This window comes from Rheinheimera maricola, assembly GCF_016918075.2.
GTDB lineage: Bacteria > Pseudomonadota > Gammaproteobacteria > Enterobacterales > Alteromonadaceae > Alishewanella > Alishewanella maricola_A.
Window position 1 is genome coordinate 1 of the sequence record NZ_JAERPS020000013.1, and the last position, 21,214, is coordinate 21,214.

At 47.5% G+C, this 21,214-nt stretch carries 16 protein-coding genes and 5 tRNA genes; all 21 read left to right on the forward strand.

What is annotated here, in order from left to right; all coding sequences use genetic code 11:
- Positions 1-1,177: UDP-N-acetylmuramate dehydrogenase (gene murB / locus I4W93_RS19890; RefSeq protein WP_224673585.1), on the forward strand; the 1,177-nt coding region annotated here is incomplete at its 5' end.
- A complete protein-coding gene (gene birA / locus I4W93_RS19895) occupies positions 1,174-2,157 on the forward strand; it encodes a bifunctional biotin--[acetyl-CoA-carboxylase] ligase/biotin operon repressor BirA (protein ID WP_205313737.1) in 984 nt (327 codons plus the stop codon). The genes murB and birA, both read left to right, overlap by 4 nt.
- Before the next feature lies 1 nt (position 2,158).
- Complete coding sequence (locus tag I4W93_RS19900; protein WP_205313736.1) at positions 2,159-2,854, forward strand: type III pantothenate kinase; 696 nt, start codon at positions 2,159-2,161, stop codon at positions 2,852-2,854.
- 111 nt (positions 2,855-2,965) lie between these two features.
- A tRNA-Thr gene (locus I4W93_RS19905) sits at positions 2,966-3,041 on the forward strand.
- An 8-nt stretch (positions 3,042-3,049) separates the two neighbouring features.
- Positions 3,050-3,134 (forward strand) — tRNA-Tyr (locus I4W93_RS19910).
- Positions 3,135-3,165: 31 nt separating this feature from the next.
- Positions 3,166-3,240: transfer RNA gene (locus tag I4W93_RS19915), tRNA-Gly, on the forward strand.
- An 11-nt stretch (positions 3,241-3,251) separates the two neighbouring features.
- A tRNA-Thr gene (locus I4W93_RS19920) sits at positions 3,252-3,327 on the forward strand.
- A 70-nt stretch (positions 3,328-3,397) separates the two neighbouring features.
- On the forward strand, positions 3,398-4,582 hold the full coding sequence (tuf, locus tag I4W93_RS19925; protein WP_205313744.1) for an elongation factor Tu: 1,185 nt from the start codon (positions 3,398-3,400) through the stop codon (positions 4,580-4,582).
- 157 nt (positions 4,583-4,739) lie between these two features.
- Positions 4,740-4,816 (forward strand) — tRNA-Trp (locus I4W93_RS19930).
- Positions 4,817-4,889: 73 nt separating this feature from the next.
- On the forward strand, positions 4,890-5,264 hold the full coding sequence (secE, locus tag I4W93_RS19935) for a preprotein translocase subunit SecE (protein WP_205313732.1): 375 nt from the start codon (positions 4,890-4,892) through the stop codon (positions 5,262-5,264).
- Positions 5,265-5,278: 14 nt separating this feature from the next.
- Positions 5,279-5,806, forward strand: a complete 528-nt coding sequence (nusG, locus tag I4W93_RS19940) for a transcription termination/antitermination protein NusG (protein WP_008224569.1) — start codon at positions 5,279-5,281, stop codon at positions 5,804-5,806.
- Positions 5,807-5,926: 120 nt separating this feature from the next.
- Entirely contained in the window at positions 5,927-6,355 is a 429-nt protein-coding gene (rplK, locus tag I4W93_RS19945) for a 50S ribosomal protein L11 (RefSeq protein ID WP_205313730.1), read from the forward strand.
- A 3-nt stretch (positions 6,356-6,358) separates the two neighbouring features.
- The gene (gene rplA, locus I4W93_RS19950; protein WP_205313729.1) at positions 6,359-7,060 is read left to right on the forward strand and encodes a 50S ribosomal protein L1; all 702 of its coding nucleotides are present in this window, start codon (positions 6,359-6,361) and stop codon (positions 7,058-7,060) included.
- A 286-nt stretch (positions 7,061-7,346) separates the two neighbouring features.
- Positions 7,347-7,841 carry a 50S ribosomal protein L10 gene (gene rplJ / locus I4W93_RS19955; protein ID WP_205313728.1) on the forward strand — a complete coding sequence of 165 codons (495 nt, stop codon included), beginning with the start codon at positions 7,347-7,349 and terminating at the stop codon, positions 7,839-7,841.
- A 63-nt stretch (positions 7,842-7,904) separates the two neighbouring features.
- Complete coding sequence (gene rplL, locus I4W93_RS19960; protein ID WP_173502801.1) at positions 7,905-8,270, forward strand: 50S ribosomal protein L7/L12; 366 nt, start codon at positions 7,905-7,907, stop codon at positions 8,268-8,270.
- A 174-nt stretch (positions 8,271-8,444) separates the two neighbouring features.
- Positions 8,445-12,470, forward strand: coding sequence for a DNA-directed RNA polymerase subunit beta (gene rpoB, locus I4W93_RS19965; protein ID WP_205313727.1), 4,026 nt, complete (start codon positions 8,445-8,447; stop codon positions 12,468-12,470).
- Between the two features lie 65 nt (positions 12,471-12,535).
- Positions 12,536-16,717, forward strand: coding sequence for a DNA-directed RNA polymerase subunit beta' (rpoC, locus tag I4W93_RS19970; protein ID WP_205313726.1), 4,182 nt, complete (start codon positions 12,536-12,538; stop codon positions 16,715-16,717).
- Between the two features lie 150 nt (positions 16,718-16,867).
- Entirely contained in the window at positions 16,868-17,242 is a 375-nt protein-coding gene (gene rpsL / locus I4W93_RS19975; RefSeq protein WP_019677787.1) for a 30S ribosomal protein S12, read from the forward strand.
- Positions 17,243-17,332: 90 nt separating this feature from the next.
- Complete coding sequence (gene rpsG, locus I4W93_RS19980) at positions 17,333-17,803, forward strand: 30S ribosomal protein S7 (RefSeq protein WP_027672433.1); 471 nt, start codon at positions 17,333-17,335, stop codon at positions 17,801-17,803.
- 26 nt (positions 17,804-17,829) lie between these two features.
- Positions 17,830-19,932, forward strand: coding sequence for an elongation factor G (fusA, locus tag I4W93_RS19985; protein ID WP_205313725.1), 2,103 nt, complete (start codon positions 17,830-17,832; stop codon positions 19,930-19,932).
- 57 nt (positions 19,933-19,989) lie between these two features.
- The gene (gene tuf, locus I4W93_RS19990; protein WP_205313744.1) at positions 19,990-21,174 is read left to right on the forward strand and encodes an elongation factor Tu; all 1,185 of its coding nucleotides are present in this window, start codon (positions 19,990-19,992) and stop codon (positions 21,172-21,174) included.
- Positions 21,175-21,214: the final 40 nt, after the last annotated feature.

The window sequence follows — 21,214 nt, forward strand, 5'->3', positions numbered from 1 at the left end:
GGATGAGGCGAACGATGCGCCGAGCAATGTAGTTCACCGCTGGAAGGCCAGCCCCGCAGGCTCCTCATTAAGTAAACAAGCCCGTCTCGCAAGAGTCGGGCTTTTTGCTTTGCGCTTCAGCAATCACATCATTACAATGATGGCATTCGCGTTAGCCGGCTTAATCATGCGCACTTTAACTAATATATCCGCTATTCCTTATTCTACTTTTCGATTTAATGCTCAACTGGCTGCTGTTACCGAGTTTGCTTCTGTTGCCGAGCTGGATATCTTTCATTTTGATACCACGCCAGTTGTCTTGGGTGAAGGTAGCAATACCATTTTTATGCAGGATCTGACTGCACCTGTCATTCGTTTTGTTGCAGATAGTAAAATGATAACAGAGCTGGATGCACACCATGTTTTAGTGCACGTAGAAGCCGGCCATAACTGGCATAAGTTAGTAAGCTGGGCGGTTGAACAGCAGCTGTGGGGCATAGAAAACCTGGCACTTATTCCGGGTTCGGTGGGGGCTGCGCCAGTGCAAAATATCGGTGCATACGGCGTGGAACTTTCTGATAGCTGCTTATATGTTGATTTCTATCACTGGCAACAGCGCAAAGTGCAGCGTATCGCTGCAGGACGTTGCCGTTTTGGCTACCGTGATAGCGTGTTTAAACATGCCTTAGCAGGCAAAGGCGTTATCGTTGCTGTAGGTTTCTGTCTTAGCAGGCAGCCTAATCCTGTGCTTGGCTATAATGGATTGGACCATCTGCCTGCTAACGTTGCTATCAATAGTATATTGGACCAGGTTATCGTGGTGCGTAGCAGTAAGTTACCGGATCCCGCTGTGTTGGCTAATTGCGGAAGCTTTTTTAAGAACCCAGTTATCGCCTTACAGCACTATACTGCGCTGAAAACCAAGTATGCTGATATGCCGGGTTTTAGTCAGCCAGACAACACGGTAAAAATTCCTGCCGCCTGGTTGATAGAACAGCAAGGCTTCAAAGGCAAGCATTATGGTGAGGTGGGGTGCTACAAACTACAACCCCTTGTGATCGTTAACCATGGTGCAGGCACCGCGGCGCAGTTAGAGCAACTTGTAACTGCGGTGCAGCAGCAGGTGCTGTCTGCTTACAATATTCAGCTAGAGGTTGAAGTACGTATGTTAAATGGCGCAGGGCAGCCTGTAAGATGAGCAAAGCCAGCTTAGCTACCCAACGTCAACTGCTTAGTGTACTAAGCGAAGGAGAATTCCACTCCGGTCAGGCGCTGGCAGACACCCTTGGCTTAAGCCGAACTGCGATTGCAAATCATATCAAACAGTTACAACAGCTAGGGTTAGATATCTATAAGGTTAAAGGTCGTGGTTATCGTTTAGCTGAGGCGATATCATTACTGGATGCATGTAAAATTAGTCAGTTACGTAAACCGGGGGCTCCAGATATCCTGGTACAACATATTACTGATTCAACTAACAGTCAGTTAATGCAGAAAGTGTTGGATGGATTGGTCAGCCAACTCGGCTATACGATAGTGGCAGAAGCACAAACTGCAGGAAGAGGACGCCGTGGGCGGAACTGGTATTCACCCTTTGCAGCAAGTTTATATTTCTCAATGTATTGGCGCTTGGATCAGGGGATTCAGGCAGCTATGGGATTGAGTTTGGTTGTGGCTATTGCGATAGCCAGACTATTAAAGCAACAATACCAGCTCGAAGCCAAGGTAAAATGGCCGAACGATATTTATGTCGATAACAAGAAACTGTGCGGTATTCTGGTAGAACTGGCCGGGCAGGCACATGCCGGATGCGACGTAATTGTCGGTATTGGTATGAATATTCGCCTGCCACAGCAGGCGCTGAACAATATCGATCAGCAGTATATAGATTTGGCCGATGCGTCTGGTCAGGTAATTGATCGTAATCTGCTGGTGGCATTGCTGCAGCAGCAACTGATTAGCTTACTGGCTGAGTTTAGCGAAAACGGTTTTGCCGGCTTTGTTAATGAGTTTGACCAGTATAATCAATACCGAAATAAAGCCATAAAACTTATTGGTAATTCTGAAGTTGCAGGTATTTGCCTCGGAGTAGACAAGCAGGGAGCGCTATTGGTAAAGACGGCTTCCGGGGTGCAAGCACACTTTGGTGGAGAACTTAGCTTACGGGCTGGAGAATAGCATGTATTTATTGCTGGACATTGGTAACACCCGTGAGAAAGCCGCACTGGTCACGCAGGGAAAGGTAAACGCTTTGCCGCAATTAGCGGCAGATAATCTGGCAAAGCTACCAGTAAAGGCCGTGTATTTTGCCAGCGTAGCATCGCAAGAAAAGGTCGTACAGCTAAAGCAGTCGCTGAGGCTGGATCATTTGCCCTGGCGTCAGGTGCATGCTGATGCACAGGCTTATGGTGTGCGTAGTAGTTATCAACAGCCGCAAACGCTGGGTGTAGATCGCTGGTTGGCGATGTTAGGTGCACAGTTGTTGTTTCCGGCAAAGAACCTGTTGATTGTTGATGCCGGCACTGCAGTGACGGTTGATTGGTTAGACAACGAAGGACAACACGGCGGTGGCTGGATTATGCCCGGGCTTAAAATGCAGCAGCAAGCTGTAGTAAAAAATACCGCCAAAGTATTTAACTCCGAAATGTTTAACGGTCGGCTGGAACCGGGCCAGGATACGGTAACTGGTTTGCAAAATGGCTGTTTAGCAGCGGTTTTGGGAGCAGTGCGGCTGGCATGGCAGCAAACTGCCTGCGACAAGCTGTTACTGACCGGCGGTGACAGTAAATTTTTCAAACCCCACCTAGTCGATTTACCATTGGTTGTAGAGCCTTTATTGATTTTCCATGGATTGGCACGCTATATCGACATATAGCGCTCGCTTTGTGTACTTTGTGAGCATTTAAGCATGAAATTCCTGCTTTTTTGCTTTTTTCTGTTGCACGACCCAAGGCATTCCACTAGAATTCGCACCCACTGACGTAGTGCCGCTTTAGCTCAGTTGGTAGAGCAACTGACTTGTAATCAGTAGGTCATCCGTTCGACTCGGATAAGCGGCACCATTAGTAGTGGAGGGGTTCCCGAGTGGCCAAAGGGATCAGACTGTAAATCTGCCGGCACTGCCTTCGAAGGTTCGAATCCTTCCCCCTCCACCATTTTCGTCATGTGAATAGCTACGAGTAGGCCGCGGGCATCGTATAATGGCTATTACCTCAGCCTTCCAAGCTGAAGATGCGGGTTCGATTCCCGCTGCCCGCTCCAATCAAAACGTTGCTGATATAGCTCAGGCGGTAGAGCGCATCCTTGGTAAGGATGAGGTCCCCAGTTCGATTCTGGGTATCAGCACCATCTTGACACCTCTCTTGCTATAAAAATCATACTTATTAAATAACCGCCGTCTGTTAAAAAGGGTCTATTCATGGCTAAGGCTAAATTTGAACGTAATAAACCGCACGTAAACGTAGGCACCATTGGTCACGTTGACCACGGTAAAACTACCTTAACTGCAGCAATCACCAACGTACTGGCTAAGACATACGGCGGTCAGGCATTTGCTTTCGATCAAATCGACAAAGCGCCAGAAGAAAAAGCACGTGGTATCACAATCAACACGTCACACGTTGAATACGATACGCCAACACGCCACTACGCACACGTAGACTGCCCAGGCCACGCTGACTATGTTAAGAACATGATCACCGGTGCTGCCCAGATGGACGGTGCAATTCTGGTTGTTGCGGCGACTGACGGTCCTATGCCACAGACGCGTGAGCACATCCTGTTATCACGTCAGGTAGGCGTACCTTACATCATCGTGTTCATGAACAAGTGTGACATGGTAGATGACGAAGAGCTGTTAGAGCTGGTAGAAATGGAAGTGCGTGAGCTTCTTTCAGACTACGACTTCCCGGGTGATGATTTACCAGTAATCCGTGGTTCAGCGCTGAAAGGCCTGGAAGGCGATGCAGAGTGGGAAAAGAAAATTCTGGAGCTGGGCGAAGCGTTAGATACGTATATCCCAGAGCCGGTACGTGCGATTGATAAGCCATTCATCATGCCAATCGAAGACGTATTCTCAATTGCTGGTCGTGGTACTGTAGTAACAGGCCGTGTAGAGCAAGGTATTGTAAAAGTTGGTGAGACGGTAGAAATCGTAGGTATCAAAGATACAGTAGCGACTACCTGTACTGGTGTTGAGATGTTCCGTAAGCTGTTAGACGAAGGTCGTGCAGGCGAGAACATTGGTGCACTGTTACGTGGTACTAAGCGTGAAGACGTAGAACGTGGTCAGGTACTTGCTAAGCCAGGTTCAATCAAGCCACACACTAAGTTCGAAGGCGAAGTGTACGTGTTGTCAAAAGAAGAAGGCGGTCGTCATACTCCGTTCTTCAAAGGTTACCGTCCACAGTTCTACTTCCGTACTACAGACGTAACTGGCGCCGTTGAGCTGCCAGAAGGCGTAGAAATGGTAATGCCAGGCGACAACCTGAAGTTTGTTGTTGAGCTGATTTGCCCAATCGCGATGGACGAAGGTTTACGCTTCGCTATCCGTGAAGGCGGCCGTACAGTAGGTGCTGGTGTAGTATCAAAAATCCTGGCGTAATGCGCTGAGATTGAAAAAGGCCCTGCGGGGCCTTTTTTGTTAGTTTGCAGCTTAAATATAGTGCAATAGCAGTACGGTAAGCTTGTTTTAGCACGCTAAGACAGTATAATGAGCGGCTATTTGAAAACCCGATAACATATCAGGTTTCCATCTTTGTAGGGGCATAGTTCCAATTGGTAGAACAGCGGTCTCCAAAACCGATGGTTGGGGGTTCGAATCCCTCTGCCCCTGCCAATATTTTTCGGTAAAGCTAAGCTTTATCGGTAGTGTGTTGCTATAAGCAAGTCTAGGTGAAGTGAGTCAAAGCATGAACGCAGCAAGTGAAACCCCAAAAAGCGGATTTGATGTAATCAAGTGGTTGCTGGTCTTTGTTATTTTATCACTGGCAGTAGTAGGTAACTACATTTACGAGTTGGGTGCGCTAGAGCGTGCTATAGCCGTAGTAGTATTAGTGATTATTGCCGGGGTCATTGCCGGCCAAACTGATAAAGGCCGGACTTTTATTAATTTTGCTAAAGAATCACGCACCGAAGTACGTAAAGTAGTGTGGCCAACCCGTCAGGAAACAATGCAAACTACCTTAGTTGTGTTGGTTGCTACCATTATCATGGGCTTGATACTGTGGGGGCTGGACGCCATCTTATTACGCGTAGTGTCATTTTTAACAGGATTGGGGATCTAAGCATGTCAGGAAAGATGCGTTGGTATGTAGTGCAGGCATTCTCAGGTTTCGAGCAACGTGTTGCGACCTCTTTGCGTGAACATATCAAGATTCATCAAATGGAAGATAAGTTTGGTGAAGTGCTAGTACCTACAGAAGAAGTCATTGAAATGCGTGCGGGTCAGAAACGTAAATCTGAACGCAAGTTTTTTCCTGGCTACGTGTTAGTGCAGATGGAAATGTGTGAAGAAGCCTGGCACTTAGTTAAAAGCGTACCACGTGTACTTGGCTTTATCGGTGGCACGTCAGATCGTCCTGCGCCTATTTCAGAGAAAGAAGCGATGACTATCCTGAATCGTCTGCAAGATAATGTTGATAAGCCGAAGCCGAAAACATTATTCGAAGCGGGTGAAGTGGTGCGTGTTACCGAAGGCCCATTCGCAGACTTTAACGGCGTGGTTGAAGAAGTCGACTACGAAAAGAGCCGCGTAAAAGTCTCCGTGTTGATTTTCGGCCGTTCGACTCCGGTAGATCTGGAATTCGCTCAGGTCGAGAAAGCCTAAGATAAAGATTGTAACCGGGCGCTGATTAAAATATAATCTGCGCCCTTTTTAACATTGGGAAGCCGTTTGAGTAAGTGTCCTCGCACTTACGAGGCTAAGACCCAGAAACAGAGGTGAAACATGGCAAAGAAAGTCACTGCACTTATTAAATTGCAGGTTAAAGCCGGTATGGCTAACCCGTCGCCACCAGTTGGTCCAGCGCTGGGTCAACATGGTGTGAATATCATGGAATTCTGTAAAGGTTTTAACGCCCGTACAGAAAGCCTTGATAAAGGTATGCCGATCCCAGTAGTAATTACTGTTTATAGCGATCGTTCTTTCACATTCGAAACCCGCACTCCTCCAGCCTCTTTCCTGTTATTGAAAGCAGCTGGTTTAAAAGGTGGTTCAGGTCGTCCTAATACCCAGAAAGTAGGTAAAATCAGTGCAGCTCAGGTTGATGAGATCGTTAAGATCAAACAGCCAGACTTAACTGCTGCTGATCATGCTGCTGCGGTGCGTACTATTGAAGGTACTGCCCGTTCTATGGGTTTAGTGGTGGAGGGCTAATAGATGGCTAAATTAACTAAACGCGCTAAGTTAATCCGCTCTAAAGTGGATTCTACCCGCGAATATGATATCAACGAAGCAGTTGCTTTGTTAAAAGAATTAACCGCTGGCAAGTTTCTTGAAAGCGTAGATGTTGCTGTAAACCTGGGCATTGATGCTCGTAAGTCAGACCAAAACGTGCGCGGTGCAACTGTACTGCCACACGGTACTGGTCGTACTGTACGCGTTGCTGTGTTCACTCAGGGTGCAAACGCTGAAGCGGCGAAAGCTGCTGGTGCCGACATTGTTGGCATGGAAGACTTAGCTGAACAAGTTAAGAAAGGCGTAATGGATTTCGACGTTGTTATCGCCTCTCCAGACGCTATGCGTGTAGTAGGTATGCTAGGTCAAATCTTAGGCCCACGTGGCTTAATGCCTAACCCTAAAACCGGTACTGTTACGCCCAACGTAGCTGAAGCGGTTAAAAACGCGAAAGCGGGTCAGGTGCGTTACCGCAACGACAAGAATGGTATTATTCATTCAACTATCGGCAAAATCGATTTCGATGCGGATAAGCTGAAAGAAAACTTAGAAGCGTTACTGATAGCATTAAAGCGTGGCAAGCCATCAGTCGCCAAAGGCATTTACATCAAGAAAGTCACTATCTCTTCTACGCACGGTGCGGGCTTAGCCCTGAGCCAGGCGTCATTGAGCGCAGTGGTTTAAAGCGTAATGCTTTACAGAGCGCATTGATTATTTTATAATCTCGCGCTCAATTTTTAGGGTAGAAGCCATGTTCTTTACAGAACAATGGCTTCCGTCCAAGACCGTAGGTGTCGCAATTTTCGTTAGAAATGCGTGACTTAAAACACAAACCTACGCAGACGGTGCAGGCCCCAGAGAGAATTAGATTCCTTCTGGTCTCACCGTAAATCGCGCGCTCTATGGCAACATAGAGCGATGTGTAGGCAAACGGGTAATAATGCCCGTATGAACCAGGAGTTAAGAGCCAATGGCTATTAAGCTTGAAGACAAAAAAGCACTTGTTGCTGAAGTCCAGGAAGCTGCCAAAGGTGCTTTATCTGCGGTTGTCGCAGACGCTCGTGGTGTCACTGTAGGCAAAATCACTGCGCTGCGTAAGCAAGCGCGTGAAGCTGGTGTATGGATGAAAGTTGTCCGTAATACATTGGCTCGCCGTGCAGTAGAAGGCACCGAGTTTGAGTGTCTGAACGACGTATTCGTAGGCCCGACGTTAATTGCGTTTTCTAAAGAGCACCCAGGTGCTGCAGCGCGTATCTTCAAAGATTTCGCCAAAGAGAACAAAGACTTCGAGCTTAAGGGTGCAGCGTTTAATGGCGCCACAGTGAACATTGAACTGTTAGCATCGTTACCAACATATGACGAAGCAATTGCACGTTTAATGAGCACCATGAAAGAGGCAGCAGCCGGCAAACTTGTACGTACAATTGCCGCGGTTCGCGACCAAAAACAAGAGCAAGCCGCGTAATTTTACGCTTGGTTTGAAGTAGAGTTTAATCGGGACAAGTCCCCTAATTTAGGAATCTGAGCAATGTCAGTGACTAAAGATCAAATCTTAGATGCTATCGCAGCAATGTCTGTTATGGACGTAGTTGAGTTAGTAACTGCAATGGAAGAAAAATTCGGTGTGTCTGCAGCTGCTGCTGTAGCTGTAGCTGCAGGTCCTGCTGCTGCTGCTGAAGAGCAAACTGAATTCAACGTAATTCTGGCCGGTATCGGCGCGAACAAAGTTGCTGTTATCAAAGCAGTACGTGGCGCGACCGGTTTAGGTCTGAAAGAAGCGAAAGACTTGGTTGAATCAGCTCCTGCTGCAATCAAAGAAGGCGTTTCTAAAGCAGAAGCAGAAGCTCTTAAGAAAGAACTTGAAGAAGCTGGTGCATCTGTTGAAGTTAAATAATCCGGCTTATACCGGATTATTCGCCTGAAATTCAGGCTGGGCTGGTGATGAATTAATCACCGGCCTTTTTGCGCTGTGGGACAATGATTTCCCCACCCCTGTTGATACTATGGCTGGTATCAAAGCGACCTGTAATGGGTTGTCGGGAAAAAAATCAGCAAGCTGAGGAACCCCATGACTTACTCTTATTCTGAGAAGAAACGTATCCGTAAGGACTTCGGCAAACGTCCGGAAGTATTGGATGTGCCATACCTGTTGTCGATTCAAATCGAATCGTTCAGCAAATTTATTGAGCCTGATCCGGAAGGCGGTTACGGTTTAGAAGCCGCATTCCGCTCTGTATTCCCTATTAAAAGCTACTCAGGCAGCGCGGAATTGCAGTACGTTAGCTACCGCATCGGGGAACCTGTATTTGACGTAAAAGAATGTCAAATCCGCGGTGTTACATACTCAGCTCCATTACGCGTTAAATTGCGTATGGTGTTATTCGACAAAGAAGCACCAGGCACGATCAAAGACATCCGTGAACAAGAAGTTTACATGGGCGAAATCCCATTGATGACTGAAAACGGTACCTTTGTGATCAACGGTACTGAGCGCGTTATCGTTTCTCAGTTACACCGCAGCCCGGGCGTGTTCTTTGATCACGATCGTGGCAAAACCCACTCATCAGGCAAAGTACTGTATAACGCCCGCGTTATTCCTTACCGTGGTTCCTGGTTAGATTTTGAATTCGATGCCAAAGACAACCTGTTTGTGCGTATTGACCGTCGCCGTAAATTGCCGGCTACCATTTTGCTGCGCGCATTGGAATTTAGCACCGAAGATATTCTGAGCATTTTCTTTGAAAGTACTCAATTTGAAATCAAAGACGGCAAACTATTAATGGCCGTTGTGGCTAACCGTTTACGTGGTGAAACTGCTGCTTTTGATATCAAAGACAACGATGGCGAAGTCATAGTAGAACAAGGCCGTCGTATTACTGCACGTCACGTGCGTCAGCTGGAAAAAACCGGCATGACCATGATGGAAGTACCGCATGAGTATGTGGTAGGCCGTGTGCTGGCTAAAAATTATGCTGACCGTTCAACCGGAGAGATTATTGCCGAGGCGAACGCAGAGCTCACACTGGAGCTGTTGGCAAAACTGGCTAAGGCCGGTTATGAGAGTTTTGAAACTCTATATATTAACGACTTGGACCAAGGCTCTTATGTCTCTGAGACCATTCGTATTGACCCAAGCAGCAACCGTATGGAAGCGCTGGTAGAAATTTATCGTATGATGCGCCCTGGTGAACCACCAACGCGTGATGCGGCTGAAACCTTATTTGAAAACTTGTTCTTCTCAGAAGACCGTTACGATTTATCAACGGTTGGCCGGATGAAGTTCAACCGTCGGGTTAACTTTGAAGAGGGCGTCGGTAGCGGCGTACTGAGCAAAGAAGACATTCTGGCGGTAATGAAAGTATTGATCGACATCCGTAACGGTAAAGGCGAAGTGGACGATATAGACCACTTAGGTAACCGTCGTATCCGTTCTGTTGGCGAAATGGCTGAAAACCAATTCCGTGTTGGCTTAGTACGTGTTGAACGTGCAGTAAAAGAGCGTCTGTCGCTGGGCGATTTAGATGCGGTAATGCCACAGGATCTGATTAATGCCAAGCCAATTTCAGCTGCGGTTAAAGAGTTCTTTGGCTCAAGCCAGCTGTCACAGTTTATGGATCAGAACAACCCGTTGTCAGAAGTGACGCACAAGCGTCGTATTTCTGCTTTAGGCCCCGGCGGTTTAACGCGTGAGCGTGCCGGTTTCGAAGTACGTGACGTACACCCGACACACTATGGCCGTGTATGTCCAATCGAAACACCTGAAGGTCCAAACATCGGTTTGATTAACTCGCTGTCTATGTTTGCTCAGACTAACGAGTATGGTTTCCTTGAAACACCGTACCGTCGGATTGAAGATGGCGTGGTTACCGACGAAGTGGACTTCCTGTCAGCCATCGAGGAAGGCAACTTTGTTATCGCTCAAGCCAACGCTGAACTGAATGCTGAAAACCGTTTATCAGAAGAATTAGTGCCTTGTCGTTACAAGAACGAATTCACTCTGATGCCAGCCGACAAAGTTCAGTATATGGACGTTGCACCACAGCAGATCGTATCGGTTGCTGCGGCGTTGATCCCGTTCTTGGAACACGATGATGCTAACCGGGCACTGATGGGCTCGAACATGCAACGTCAAGCTGTACCTACGCTGCGCGCTGATAAGCCGCTGGTGGGTACCGGTATTGAACGTGTGGTTGCCAAAGACTCTGGTGTTACCGTGGTAGCTAAACGTGGCGGCGTGATTGATTACGTTGATGCTAGTCGTATTGTTATCAAGGTTAACGAAGAAGAGATGGTCGCTGGTGAAGCAGGTATCGACATCTACAACCTGACCAAATACACCCGTTCTAACCAGAATACCTGTATTAATCAGCGTCCTTGCGTTAACCATGGCGAGCCAATCGAACGTGGTGATGTATTGGCAGATGGCCCGTCTACCGACTTAGGTGAACTGGCGTTAGGTCAAAACTTACGCGTCGCGTTTATGCCGTGGAACGGTTACAACTTCGAAGATTCGATTTTGTTATCTGAGCGTCTGGTACAGGAAGACCGTTTAACCACTATTCATATTCAGGAACTAAGCTGTATTGCCCGCGATACCAAGCTGGGTGCTGAAGAGATCACTGGTGATATTCCAAACGTAGGCGAATCTGCTCTGTCCAAACTGGATGAAGCCGGTATCGTTTACATTGGTGCTGAAGTGAAAGGTGGCGACATTCTGGTTGGTAAGGTTACGCCAAAAGGCGAAAGCCAGCTAACACCAGAAGAAAAATTGTTACGTGCTATTTTCGGTGAAAAAGCGTCTGATGTTAAAGATACTTCATTGCGGGTACCAAACTCAGTAACAGGTACTGTTATTGACGTGCAGGTATTTACCCGTGATGGCGTAGAGAAAGACAAGCGTGCGCGTGAAATCGAGGAAATGGAAGTCAAACAGGCGAAGAAGGACCTGAATGAAGAATTCCGTATCCTCGAGGCCGGTATTTTTGATCGTGCCCGTAACCTGTTGGAACAAAGCGGTGTTGACCGTGCCAAGCTGGATACGATGAAAGGCGATGCGCTGTTTAATCAGAGCCTAAGCGACGAAGACAAGCAAAACGATCTGGAACAGTTGGCAACCCAGTACGAAGAAATTCGTGTTGAGTATGACAAAAAGTTCGAAGCTAAGCGCCGCAAAATCATCCAGGGTGATGATTTAGCACCAGGCGTATTGAAGATTGTTAAAGTCTATCTGGCAGTAAAACGCCGCATCCAGCCGGGTGATAAAATGGCCGGCCGTCACGGTAACAAGGGTGTTATCTCAACTATCGTTCCGGTAGAAGATATGCCCTATGACGAACACGGCAAGCCGGTCGATATCGTGCTGAACCCGCTTGGCGTACCGTCACGGATGAACATTGGTCAGATTTTGGAAACTCACCTGGGCCTAGCTGCCCGTGGTATCGGTGACAAAATCGACGCCATGATCAAAGAGCATAAAGAAACGGCTGAAATCCGTGCCTTCCTGAAAAAAGTGTATGAACTGGGTGAATCTCGTCAGAACGTAGATATTGAAAGCTTTACTGATGACGAAATTCGTCGTTTAGCACAAAACCTGCGTAAAGGCTTACCGGTAGCAACACCGGTATTCGATGGCGCGAAAGAGTCTGAAATCAAGCAGTTGCTTGAGCTTGGTGACTTACCGTCAAGCGGTCAGATCACATTGTATGATGGTCGTACTGGTAATACCTTCGAGCGTAAGGTTACCGTAGGTTACATGTACATGCTGAAACTGAACCACTTAGTAGACGATAAGATGCACGCGCGTTCTACCGGTTCTTACAGCTTAGTAACGCAACAGCCGCTGGGTGGTAAAGCTCAGTTCGGTGGTCAGCGTTTCGGTGAGATGGAAGTGTGGGCACTGGAAGCATACGGTGCAGCGTACACGCTGCAGGAAATGCTTACCGTTAAGTCGGACGACGTTAACGGCCGTACCAAGATGTATAAAAACATCGTTGACGGTGACCACAGAATGGAACCTGGTATGCCAGAATCTTTCAACGTATTGATGAAAGAGATCCGTTCGCTCGGTATTAACATCGAATTGGAAGAGGAATAAACCGACGTTAAGTTGGGGGGCAGTTTACTGCCCCATTCCGGTTTACCTCTTACAGGAGAGCTAAGGTGAAAGATTTATTAAAGTTTCTGAAACAACAAACTAAGACCGAAGAGTTTGATGTTATCCGTATCGGTTTATCTTCGCCGGACATGATCCGTTCATGGTCCTTTGGTGAAGTGAAAAAGCCAGAAACGATCAACTACCGTACCTTTAAACCCGAGCGTGACGGTTTATTCTGCGCCCGTATTTTTGGCCCGGTAAAAGATTACGAGTGTCTGTGTGGTAAGTACAAGCGCTTAAAGCACCGTGGTGTGATCTGTGAAAAATGTGGGGTTGAAGTTACCTTAACCAAGGTACGTCGTGAGCGTATGGGCCACATTGAGCTGGCCAGCCCAACGGCCCACATTTGGTTCTTAAAATCACTGCCAAGCCGTATCGGTTTGCTGTTAGATATGACACTGCGCGACATCGAGCGCGTGCTGTATTTTGAAAGCTATGTAGTAACAGAGCCAGGTATGACTTCGTTAGAACGTCGTCAAATGCTGACTGAAGAAGAATACCTTGACGTGCTGGAAGAGCATGGCGATGAGTTCGAAGCCAAAATGGGTGCCGAAGCAATTCTGGATATCTTAAAAGGCATTGAGCTGGCGACAGAAATCAAGCAAATGCGTGAAGAGCTGCCAACCATCAACTCTGAAACCAAGCGTAAGAAAATCAGCAAGCGTCTGAAACTGATGGAAGCCTTCCACACTTCTGGTAATAAGCCGGAGTGGATGATTATGACAGTGCTACCGGTACTGCCGCCGGATTTACGTCCGTTGGTACCACTGGACGGCGGCCGTTTTGCTACCTCAGACTTGAACGATTTATATCGTCGCGTGATCAACCGTAACAACCGTCTGAAGCGTCTGCTAGATTTATCTGCGCCTGACATTATCGTACGCAACGAAAAGCGTATGTTACAAGAAGCTGTAGATGCGCTGTTAGACAACGGTCGTCGTGGCCGTGCCATTACCGGTTCTAACAAACGCCCACTGAAATCTTTGGCCGATATGATCAAAGGTAAGCAAGGTCGTTTCCGTCAGAACTTGTTAGGTAAGCGTGTTGACTACTCTGGCCGTTCGGTTATTACCGTAGGTCCAACACTGCGTTTACACCAGTGTGGTCTGCCGAAGAAAATGGCACTGGAATTGTTTAAACCCTTTATCTATGGCAAGCTCGAAGCACGTGGTTTAGCCACTACCATCAAAGCTGCCAAGAAAATGGTTGAGCGTGAAGAAGGTGCAGTATGGGACGTTTTAGACGAAGTAATACGTGAACATCCAGTACTATTAAACCGTGCACCAACACTGCACCGTTTAGGTATTCAGGCGTTTGAACCGGTTCTTATCGAAGGTAAAGCTATCCAGTTGCACCCATTGGTGTGTGCGGCCTACAACGCCGACTTCGACGGTGACCAAATGGCAGTACACGTGCCGTTAACCATCGAAGCGCAGTTAGAAGCTCGTGCATTGATGATGTCGACCAATAACGTTCTGTCACCTGCAAATGGCGAGCCTATCATCGTACCTTCACAGGACGTTGTATTGGGTTTGTACTACATGACACGTGATGCAGTAAACGCCAAAGGCGAAGGCATGATGTTCAAGAGTGCGAAAGAAGCTGAAAAAGCCTTCCGCGCAGACTGTGCCAGCCTGCACGCTAAAGTAAAAGTGCGTATTACTGAAGTAGAATTTGCTGAAGATGGTACTCGTACTGAGACTACAGCCGTTCGTGATACCACTGTTGGTCGTGCAATTCTTTATTCTATTTTGCCAGAAGGCTTAGCCTTTGATTCAATCAACCTGGCGATGGGTAAGAAACAAATTTCACGCTTATTAAACGGTGCATATCGTCGTATCGGTTTGAAGAAAACTGTTATTCTAGCAGACCAAATCATGTATACCGGCTTCCATTACGCTATGTTATCAGGCGTATCGGTTGGTATTAACGATATGGTTATCCCGGCTGCAAAAACTGAAATCATCGACGCAGCTGAAGCTGAAGTAGCCGAGATCCAGGATCAATTCCAACAAGGTCTGGTTACCGCCGGTGAAAAGTACAACAAAGTTATCGATATCTGGTCTACCGCCAACGAAGTGTTATCTAAGGCGATGATGGACAACCTGTCAAAAGAAGATGTGGTTGACCGTGACGGTAATACTGTTCAGCAGCAGTCATTTAACTCTGTTTATATGATGGCCGACTCTGGCGCGCGGGGCTCTCCTGCGCAGATCCGTCAGCTTGCAGCGATGCGTGGTCTGATGGCAAAACCAGATGGTTCTATCATCGAAACGCCAATCACGGCGAACTTCCGTGAAGGCTTAAGCGTATTACAGTACTTCATCTCTACTCACGGTGCGCGTAAAGGTTTGGCCGATACTGCACTTAAAACAGCTAACTCAGGTTATTTGACTCGCCGTCTGGTAGATGTAGCACAAGATCTGGTTGTTACTGAGCACGATTGTGGTTCCGACCAGGGCATTATCATGAAACCGCTGATTGAAGGTGGTGATGTGGTAGAAGGTCTGCGTGAGCGGGTTCTGGGCCGTGTGGTTATCGGTGATGTGGTGTCACCCACAAACGGCGAAGTGCTGGTTGCTGATGGCACTATGCTAGACGAGCAATTATGTGATGCGTTAGAGCAAAATTCTATCGATGAAGTACACGTACGTTCGGTAATTACCTGTAAAACCGACTTTGGTGTATGTGCCAAATGTTATGGTCGTGACTTAGCACGTGGTCACCTGATCAACGCTGGCGAGGCAGTGGGTGTTATTGCTGCTCAGTCAATCGGTGAGCCGGGTACACAGCTGACGATGCGTACTTTCCACATCGGTGGTGCGGCTTCACGGGCTTCTGCAGAAAACAGCGTACAGGTTAAAACTGCCGGTACTTTGAAACTGCAAAACGCCAAGTTTGTGCGTAATGCCGATAACAAAATCGTTATTACCTCACGCTCTGCTGAGGTCACCGTGTTTGACGAGCTGGGTCGCGAGAAAGAGCGTTATAAACTGCCGTACGGTTCAATCCTGACGACGGACGATAACGCCAAGATAGCAGCTGGCCAAATTGTGGCGAACTGGGATCCGCACTCACACCCAATCATTGTTGAGCGTGGTGCCAAGGTTAATCACAGTGACGTTGATGATACCAACACCGAAGTACAAACGGATGAGCTAACCGGCTTAACCCGTACCGTAGTTAAAGACTTGGCTAAGGCTAACGCTAAAGAGCCAAAACTTATCCTGACTATGGATGACGGCGCGTTGCAGGAAATTCGTTTACCAAGCTTTACCACTATCGAAGTAACCGATGGTGCGACCGTTAAATCGGGTGAAGTATTAGCGCGTATTCCGCAGGAAAGCTCGAAAACACGCGACATCACCGGTGGTCTGCCGCGCGTTGCTGACTTGTTCGAAGCGCGGAAGCCAAAAGATCCAGCCATCCTGGCCGAAATCTCTGGTGTGATCAGCTTTGGTAAAGAGACAAAAGGCAAGCGTCGTTTGTTAATTACGCCAGAGCAGGGTGATGTGCATGAAGAGATGATCCAGAAATGGCGTCAGGTCAATGTGTTTGAGGGTGAGCGCATTGAGAAAGGCGAAGTAATCTCTGAAGGCCCAGAGTCAGCACATGATATTCTGCGTCTGCGTGGCGTACACCATGTTGCAAGCTACATTGTGAACGAAGTGCAAGACGTATACCGTTTACAGGGCGTTAAGATCAACGATAAGCACATCGAGACCATTATTCGTCAGATGTTGCGTAAGTGCTTAATCACTCACCCTGGCGACAGTGAGTTCTTAGAAGGCGAACAGGCTGAAGTGGCGCGCGTGAACATCGCAAACCGTGACCTGGAAGCTGCTGGCAAAATGCCAGCACAGTATGAGCGTTCATTGCTGGGTATTACCAAGGCGTCATTGTCGACTGACTCGTTCATCTCGGCAGCCTCGTTCCAGGAAACGACTCGTGTTCTGACTGAAGCCGCTGTTGGTGGCAAGATTGACGAACTGCGCGGTCTGAAAGAAAACGTTATTGTCGGCCGTTTGATCCCGGCAGGTACAGGTTTTGCGTATCACCAAAATCGTATCCGTCAGCGTCAACGTGGCGGCAATGCCGAAGTTGTTGAACCGGCAATGAGTTCAGAAATGGCAGAGCAGGCATTGTCTGATGCACTGAATATGGACTTATCCGGCAACGACGAGTAAACAAGGAAACACAGCTAATTGCTGCTTAAATTTGCAGCAATTGGCATTGTTCCTTGACAGGTCAAAGCTTGACCATTAGAATTCCGCGACCCCAAATTTGGGGTGCGGAATTTTCACGTTTATTGGGTATATATTAACCAGGAGTATTTAATGGCAACAATCAACCAGCTAGTGCGTAAGCCGCGCAGCCAGAAGGTAGCCAAGAGCACCGTTCCGGCGCTTGAAGCTTGCCCGCAGAAGCGTGGTGTTTGTACCCGTGTATACACCACTACACCTAAGAAGCCAAACTCAGCATTACGTAAAGTATGCCGTGTTCGTTTAACTAACGGATTCGAAGTTTCTTCTTACATTGGTGGTGAAGGCCATAACCTGCAAGAGCACAGTGTTGTGCTTATTCGCGGTGGCCGGGTAAAAGACCTGCCAGGTGTGCGTTATCACACCGTACGCGGCACATTAGATTGTGCTGGCGTTAAAGATCGTAAACAAGCCCGTTCTAAGTACGGCGCCAAGCGGCCTAAGAAATAACGGTACTCCGTTAGTAAGGCCAAACTAAACAACTTTTTTTCTTTAATGTATTAAAAGTTTTGGAATCACCTGAAGCAATCGGAGTTACGAATGCCAAGAAGACGCGTCATAGGTCAACGTAAAATTCTTCCAGATCCTAAATTCGGAAGTGAATTACTTGCCAAGTTTGTAAACGTCGTTATGGTCGACGGTAAAAAATCTACAGCCGAATCAATTGTATACGGCGCATTAGAATTAGCTGCTACCAAGTCTAAGAAAGAACATTTAGACATTTTTGAAGTAGCTCTGGACAACATTCGTCCTACAGTTGAAGTTAAATCACGCCGTGTTGGTGGTTCTACCTACCAGGTACCGTGTGAAGTACGTCCTGTACGTCGTAATGCTCTGGCCATGCGCTGGTTAGTTGAGGCTGCCCGTAAACGTGGTGAAAAATCAATGGCACAGCGTTTAGCTGGTGAAATGCTGGATGCCGTTGACAATAAAGGTTCTGCAGTGAAAAAACGTGAAGACGTGCACCGTATGGCCGAAGCTAACAAAGCGTTCGCCCATTTCCGTTGGTAAGCAAGTCTTAACAAGAGGATAGTATTGTGGCACGTACAACCCCAATAGAACGCTACCGTAACATTGGTATCTGTGCTCACGTAGACGCGGGTAAAACCACAACTACTGAGCGCGTGCTGTTCTACACTGGTCTGTCACACAAGATTGGTGAAGTACACGATGGCGCAGCGACCATGGACTGGATGGAGCAGGAGCAGGAGCGAGGTATTACTATTACCTCGGCTGCAACTACGACATTTTGGGCTGGTATGAATGCTCAGTTTGAGCAGCATCGCGTCAATATTATTGATACACCGGGCCACGTAGACTTCACTATTGAAGTTGAGCGTTCGTTACGGGTATTAGATGGTGCTGTCGTGGTGTTGTGTGGGTCATCAGGGGTACAGCCGCAAACGGAAACTGTATGGCGTCAGGCCAACAAGTATGAAGTGCCGCGGATGATCTTCGTTAATAAAATGGACCGCACAGGCGCCAATTTTTTACGCGTCGTAAAGCAAGCGCAAACCCGTCTTAACAGCACCATAGTTCCAATTCAGTTGCCAATAGGTGCTGAAGACGACTTTGCTGGTGTTGTTGATCTGATTAAGATGAAAGCCATTAACTGGAATATGGAAGACCAGGGGATGACATTTACTTATGAAGAGATCCCTGCTGATATGGTAGAAGATTGTCAGTTGTGGCGGCAAAATTTGATCGAAGCTGCAGCGGAAGCTAGCGAAGAGATGATGGAACGCTATTTAGAGGGCGGTGAATTCAGTGAAGCTGAAATTAAAGCGGCACTGCGTCAGCTAACTTTACGCAACGAAGCCGTTGTTGTGTTGTGTGGTTCTGCATTTAAGAACAAAGGTGTACAGGCTGTACTGGATGCGGTAATTGAATATTTACCTTCGCCAACCGAAGTTAAGGCGATTACCGGTATCAATGAAGATGAGTCTGAAGGTGAGCGTCACTCAAGTGATGAAGAGCCTTTTTCAGCATTGGCGTTTAAAATTGCAACTGACCCCTTTGTGGGTACGTTAACTTTTTTCCGGGTTTATTCTGGTGTAATCAACTCTGGTGATACCGTATATAATCCCATTAAAATGAAAAAAGAACGTATTGGTCGTATCGTGCAGATGCACGCTAACAACCGTCAGGAAATTAAAGAAGTACGTGCCGGTGATATTGCCGCAGGTATCGGTTTTAAAGACGTAACAACAGGTGACACTTTATGTTCACCTGAGCATGTGATTACACTAGAGCGCATGGAATTTCCGGAGCCAGTAATCTCAGTTGCCGTCGAGCCGAAGACCAAAGCTGATCAGGAAAAAATGGGTGTCGCGCTGGGTAAACTGGCCGCAGAGGATCCGTCCTTCCGAGTGCATACTGACGAGGAAACCGGCCAGACGATTATCTCTGGTATGGGCGAATTACACTTGGACATTATCGTTGATCGTATGCGTCGTGAGTTTAAGGTTGAAGCTAATGTGGGTAAGCCACAGGTTTCTTATCGCGAAACTCTGCGTGCGGCCACTGAAGTAGAAGGTAAGTTTGTCCGTCAGTCTGGTGGTCGGGGTCAGTTTGGCCATTGTTGGCTGAAAATTGAACCGCAAGAAGAAGGCGCTGGTTATCAGTTTGTGAATGCAGTAATAGGCGGTGTGATTCCGAAGGAATATATTCCGGCTATTGATAAAGGTATTCAGGAGCAAATGAAAAACGGCGTGCTTGCTGGTTACCCGGTAATTGACGTTAAAGTTACAGTGTTTGACGGTTCGTACCACGATGTTGACTCAAATGAAATGGCGTTTAAAATCGCTGCGTCAATGGGCTTCAAGAAAGGTGCACTGCAAGCCAAGCCGGTCATTCTTGAACCGATTATGAAAGTTGAGGTGGTAACACCGGAAGACTTTATGGGTGATATCGTCGGTGATTTAAATCGTCGTCGCGGTATTATCAACGGTATGGAAGATGCACCTGGTGGTATCAAAATCGTTGATGCGCATGTGCCGCTATCTGAAATGTTTGGTTATGCAACCAACATGCGTTCGTTAAGTCAGGGTCGCGCCTCATACTCAATGGAACCATTGAACTATGCGGAAGCTCCTAGTAACGTAACAGAAGCTATCATTGCTGCGCGTAGAGCATATTAATAACTTAAAGTATGGCCTGCTAAGGCAGGCCGCAATTAAATAAAGAAGGGTCTATTCATGGCTAAGGCTAAATTTGAACGTAATAAACCGCACGTAAACGTAGGCACCATTGGTCACGTTGACCACGGTAAAACTACCTTAACTGCAGCAATCACCAACGTACTGGCTAAGACATACGGCGGTCAGGCATTTGCTTTCGATCAAATCGACAAAGCGCCAGAAGAAAAAGCACGTGGTATCACAATCAACACGTCACACGTTGAATACGATACGCCAACACGCCACTACGCACACGTAGACTGCCCAGGCCACGCTGACTATGTTAAGAACATGATCACTGGTGCTGCCCAGATGGACGGTGCAATTCTGGTTGTTGCTGCGACTGACGGTCCTATGCCACAGACGCGTGAGCACATCCTGTTATCACGTCAGGTAGGCGTACCTTACATCATCGTGTTCATGAACAAGTGTGACATGGTAGATGACGAAGAGCTGTTAGAGCTGGTAGAAATGGAAGTGCGTGAGCTTCTTTCAGACTACGACTTCCCAGGTGATGATTTACCAGTAATCCGTGGTTCAGCGCTGAAAGGCCTGGAAGGCGATGCAGAGTGGGAAAAGAAAATTCTGGAGCTGGGCGAAGCGTTAGATACGTATATCCCAGAGCCGGTACGTGCGATTGATAAGCCATTCATCATGCCAATCGAAGACGTATTCTCAATTGCTGGTCGTGGTACTGTAGTAACAGGCCGTGTAGAGCAAGGTATCGTAAAAGTTGGTGAGACGGTAGAAATCGTAGGTATCAAAGATACAGTAGCGACTACTTGTACAGGTGTTGAGATGTTCCGTAAGCTGTTAGACGAAGGTCGTGCAGGCGAGAACATTGGTGCACTGTTACGTGGTACTAAGCGTGAAGACGTAGAACGTGGTCAGGTACTTGCTAAGCCAGGTTCAATCAAGCCACACACTAAGTTCGAAGGCGAAGTGTACGTGTTGTCAAAAGAAGAAGGCGGTCGTCATACTCCGTTCTTCAAAGGTTACCGTCCACAGTTCTACTTCCGTACTACAGACGTAACTGGCGCCGTTGAGCTGCCAGAAGGCGTAGAAATGGTAATGCCAGGCGACAACCTGAAGTTTGTTGTTGAGCTGATTTGCCCAATCGCGATGGACGAAGGTTTACGCTTCGCTATCCGTGAAGGCGGCCGTACAGTAGGTGCTGGTGTAGTATCAAAAATCCTGGCGTAATGCGCTGAGATTGAAAAAGGCCCTGCGGGGCCTTTTTTGT

Coding starts and splice junctions, on each gene's coding strand:
- I4W93_RS19900 (WP_205313736.1), top strand. CDS start 2,159: ATGTATTTATTGCTGGACATTGGTAACACCCGTGAGAAAGCCGCACTG.
- secE (WP_205313732.1), top strand. CDS start 4,890: ATGAACGCAGCAAGTGAAACCCCAAAAAGCGGATTTGATGTAATCAAG.
- tuf (WP_205313744.1), top strand. CDS start 3,398: ATGGCTAAGGCTAAATTTGAACGTAATAAACCGCACGTAAACGTAGGC.
- birA (WP_205313737.1), top strand. CDS start 1,174: ATGAGCAAAGCCAGCTTAGCTACCCAACGTCAACTGCTTAGTGTACTA.
- rplA (WP_205313729.1), top strand. CDS start 6,359: ATGGCTAAATTAACTAAACGCGCTAAGTTAATCCGCTCTAAAGTGGAT.
- rplL (WP_173502801.1), top strand. CDS start 7,905: ATGTCAGTGACTAAAGATCAAATCTTAGATGCTATCGCAGCAATGTCT.
- tuf (WP_205313744.1), top strand. CDS start 19,990: ATGGCTAAGGCTAAATTTGAACGTAATAAACCGCACGTAAACGTAGGC.
- rpoB (WP_205313727.1), top strand. CDS start 8,445: ATGACTTACTCTTATTCTGAGAAGAAACGTATCCGTAAGGACTTCGGC.
- rplK (WP_205313730.1), top strand. CDS start 5,927: ATGGCAAAGAAAGTCACTGCACTTATTAAATTGCAGGTTAAAGCCGGT.
- rpsG (WP_027672433.1), top strand. CDS start 17,333: ATGCCAAGAAGACGCGTCATAGGTCAACGTAAAATTCTTCCAGATCCT.
- nusG (WP_008224569.1), top strand. CDS start 5,279: ATGCGTTGGTATGTAGTGCAGGCATTCTCAGGTTTCGAGCAACGTGTT.
- rpsL (WP_019677787.1), top strand. CDS start 16,868: ATGGCAACAATCAACCAGCTAGTGCGTAAGCCGCGCAGCCAGAAGGTA.
- rplJ (WP_205313728.1), top strand. CDS start 7,347: ATGGCTATTAAGCTTGAAGACAAAAAAGCACTTGTTGCTGAAGTCCAG.